The sequence below is a fragment of the Rubellimicrobium thermophilum DSM 16684 genome (genome assembly GCF_000442315.1).
Taxonomy (GTDB): Bacteria; Pseudomonadota; Alphaproteobacteria; order Rhodobacterales; family Rhodobacteraceae; genus Rubellimicrobium; species Rubellimicrobium thermophilum.
In genome coordinates this window covers 323,685-327,052 of sequence record NZ_KE557324.1, presented here as the reverse complement: position 1 = coordinate 327,052, position 3,368 = coordinate 323,685, and the positions used below count along the sequence as shown (strand labels likewise).

The 3,368-nt window shown below is 68.9% G+C and carries 1 protein-coding gene; it reads right to left on the bottom strand.

Features of this window, described 5'->3' with window-relative positions; genetic code table 11:
* Positions 1-3,368: baseplate multidomain protein megatron (locus tag RUTHE_RS13870; RefSeq protein ID WP_021099104.1), on the bottom strand; the 3,368-nt coding region annotated here is incomplete at both ends.

Sequence of the window (3,368 nt, the reverse complement as noted above, 5' to 3'; positions counted from 1 at the left end):
GGGGAGCCCGAGATCGGCCTCGGCGATCGGCAGTGGTGCCAACGAGGCGTCCAGCACCACGACGCGGGCACCGGCGGGCGCCGGGTTGCCGATGGCGGCCTCGGTCCCGCGCTGGCCGCGCAGGAGCCGGGTCAGGCGATACCGGCCGGGCGCGAGCAGGTCCGCCGCGCCTGCCTGCACGATCTCCCAGACACTCGGTGCGCTCTCGATGGCGAGCGCGTTGGCGCCGCCGAACAGCGCCAGATCCGTGACGCTCTCCAGCGTGCCGGTCAGCAAGTCGACCACCAGCGCGTTGCCGAGGTCGAAGCGCGAGGTGGGCCCGGCGTAGAAATCCGAGATCAGCGTGCCGATCCGGGCGCGCGCGCCGAACGTGGCCAGCAGCTCGAAGCCGTCGGTCGAGGGGCTGCGGAACACCGCCATCTCGCCGGGCCATGGCACGGCATGGGCGGCGATGAGCGGCCGATGCGCGGGCTGGTTCTCGAAGAGCTGCGGCAGGTCCAGCAGCAGCGCCTCCGGCGCGCCGAATACTACTGCTCGCGTCAGCGAGGCCGCGGGGGGATCGCCGGGCGGCAGGTCGTAGGCGGCGCGGTCCTGGCGGACAGCCTCGATCCCGCGCGCCTCGGCATCGGCGACCGAGACGAGGCGGAATTCGACCTCACGTCCGTCATGCGCCAGCCGGATCACGTCGGCGGGATCAAGGGCGAGACACGAGGGCGGCAGGCGAAAGGTGGCGCTTTCCCGACCGATCCATGCCTCCATCAGCGCCCGGCGGCAGCGGCGTTCGACCTCCTCGGGCGGGATCGCCATCGGGAAGCTCTCGGAGGCGATGCGCGTCGTGTCGACCGTGATGCGCCGCGCCTCGACGAGGGCGGCGTCGTAGTCCTCGTCGGCGCGGGCGACCTGCCACTTCAGGGCTTGCGGCAGTTCGGTCTCCTGGCCGCGGGTCAGTTCCAGCGCCTCGCCCTCGCGGCTGGCGACAAGATTGTCGATGGCCAGTATGGCGACGGAGGCCCGGCCGCGCATCACGAAGCGGATCACGCCCTCGGTCTCCGCCGCGTCGAAGCCGAAATGCCGCGCCAGCGTGGAAATCGAGGCGCGCGGGCTTTCCAGCGCGCCGATGACATAGCCCTCGACCGCGCCCCAGAGGCCAGAGACGTCGATCAACGCCTCATCAAGCCCAGCGCGCAGGCAGAGGTGGCGCACGAGGGCCGCCAGCGACACCGCCCCAAGCCGCCCGGTCAGCCAGTGCCCGAGCCGCCAGTTCGCGCCGTCGGTCCAGACGTCGGTCAGCGCCGGAAAGAACGGATAAGGCCGCGCGTCCCAGGTCCAGGCGGCGCATTCGGGGACATGCACCATCCGGCCGCCGTAGACCGAAGACAGCGGGTTGTTCGCGGCTTCGCCCCACCAGAGCCAGGTGGCTTCCAGATAGGCGCGCTGGATCGCGTCGTCCCGCCAGCCGCGCGAGAAATGCGGCGTGAAGCTCTCGGACGATTTCGGGTTGAAGAAGACATTGGGCTGGTTGGTGCCGCGGTCGATGGCCGGGCAGCCAAGCTCGGTGAACCATATCGGTTTCGACTGCGGCACCCATGCCGTCGGCGTGCCGCTTTCGACCCCGCCCGGGCGGTTGAAATGCGGGTTCGACCACCAGGCGCGCAGATCCTTGTAACGGAAGACCCAAGGCTTTCCCGCTGCACCATCGGTGATCGGCGTTCGCACCTGAGCCGACCGATCGGCGGCGCTGGCGTAGAACCAGTCGAAGCCTTCGCCACCCGCGATGTTCGCCTGCAGATACGCCCGATCGTAGATCGCGGGCCAGCCATCGGCGGCGTCGAGATGGTCGAACCCGTCCCGCCAGTCCGACAGCGGCATGTAGTTGTCGATCCCGACGAAATCGATCTCCGGATCGGCCCAGAGCGGATCGAGGTGGAAGAACACGTCGCCGCTGCCGTCGCCCGGCTGGTGCCCGAAATATTCCGACCAGTCGGCGGCGTAGCCGAGCTTGGTGCCTCCCCCGAGGATGGACCGGACATCGGTGGCCAGATCCCGATAGGCCTGCACCGCCGGATAGCTGCTGGCGCCCGAGCGGATGGTGGTCAGCCCCGGCATTTCGGAACCGATCAGGAAGGCATCGACGCCCCCGGCCGCTTTGCACAGATGCGCGTAGTGCAGGATCATCCGGCGCAACGACCATTCCCCGACCGGCCCGGTCCAGTTGATACTGGTGCCTGACACGCTGAAGTTCGCGGGTGTCGCCGTGCCGAACAGTGCCGACACCTGCGTGGCAGCGGGGGCGGTCTTGTCCACCGACCCTGCAAAACCCGCAGCCGGGGAACAGGTGATCCGCCCCCGCCAGGGGAATGTCGGCTGGCCCAAGGCCGCGGCATTGGCGCTGTAGGGATTGGGCTTCATGTTGCCGGGTGGGACGTCCAGCAGCAGGAAGGGATAGAAGGTCACCCGCAACCCGCGTGCCTTCATCTCCTGGATCGCCTGCACCACCGCGAAATCCGAAGGGGTGCCGCCGTAGACCGGACGATCCTCGGCATCTCGGCTGACCAGAAACGCGTCAGCACGGCTGACGCCGTTCACGACCCATGCCGACGGTGTCGTGGTCTTGGCCGCAACCTCGACGCCCGGCCGCACCTTGCAGTTTCCGGCGCGCAGATCATCGCCAAACCAGGCCACGACGAGGCTGACGCTTTCGACAGCCGGGGCCATGGCCTGCAGCCGATCAAGGGCCACGACGATGTCAGCGGTGTCGGTGATCGCGTTCAGGTTCTCGGCCACAGTCGCGCCGCCAGCGCCGGTGGTCTTCTTGACAGGCGCGGTGGCATAGCTGAATTCGCCCGAGGCCGGGATCATCGTCACCGCCTTGACCAACCCCTCGGCGGTGTCCGGGTCAGCGAGCGGCCGGAATACCTCGAACGACAGCTGCGGCAGGCGGTTGCCGTAGGTCGCAAGCGGCAGCTCCTCGAAGACGACATAGGCGGTCCCGCGATAGGCCGGGGTGTTGGCCGCGCCCATCTTCGCGGCGATGAACGGATCGGCCGCCTGCGCCTCGTCGCCGGGATACCAGCGCCAGGTGACGCCCGAGAGGTCCATCGGCTTGCCGTCGGCCCAGATACGCCCGATCCCGGTGATTCCCCGCCCTGCCGGGCCTGCTCCGCCTCCATTCTCTCCACCGGAGAGAATGGTCCCTGCGGGACCGGCTTCGGAGCCTTCGCACAGCGCCACGGCAAAGCTTGCATAGTACAGATACTCGGTGGTCTTGACCTTGCCGCCCCCGCCACCCTTGCCGCCGCCCTGCGTGGTGGTCTTCGTCTCCTCGCGGAAATCCGTCGCCCAGATGATGTTGCCGCCCATCCGCATGC